Annotated in this window: 1 pseudogene; it reads right to left on the bottom strand. The window is 43.2% G+C overall.

What is annotated here, in order from left to right:
- Window positions 1-505 (bottom strand): annotated as a pseudogene (locus BAZO_RS11355) (hypothetical protein); the annotation flags it as partial.

Below are 505 nucleotides of genomic sequence, written 5' to 3'. Positions count from 1 at the left end.
CACTTGCTGGTTGTTCATTTGTTCTTTGCACTGACTGTATTGATTGTTGTTGGGCCTGGGACACTTTTGGATCATTTGTACGGACCTCGTTTGTTTGAATCTCACCCTTTGACCTTGCGTCTGTTTGTGGTGGTTCCACTTTCACCTGCTGCTGTTGGCGTGATTCCATTTGGTTTAATTCATTTTCCGCTTGTGTCAGGGCTTGAGTAAGACGCTCTCGACCCATACTTTCACGACCAATTTGTTGAAGTTGACGGGCTTCGATTACTGCCTTTTCTACTTTTTGAGCTATTTCTCCATCTATCTTTGGATTGTTAACGACCTGTTCCCGGACTTTTTCAATCGCTCGCTGTAAATTAGGATCCCGTTGTACATCTTCTTTTGCCTGTTTTACGATCTCACTTGCTGGTTGTTCATTTATTCTTTGTACTGCCTGTGTTGGTTGTTGTGCTTGGGCTACTTTTACATCATTTGTACGAGTTTCGTTTGTTTGAGCCTCGCCTTT

The organism is Schinkia azotoformans LMG 9581 (assembly GCF_000307855.1).
Taxonomy (GTDB): domain Bacteria; phylum Bacillota; class Bacilli; order Bacillales; family Bacillaceae_J; genus Schinkia; species Schinkia azotoformans.
Note: the sequence above shows the minus strand (reverse complement) of the source record. Positions and strands in the feature narration are given on the sequence as shown.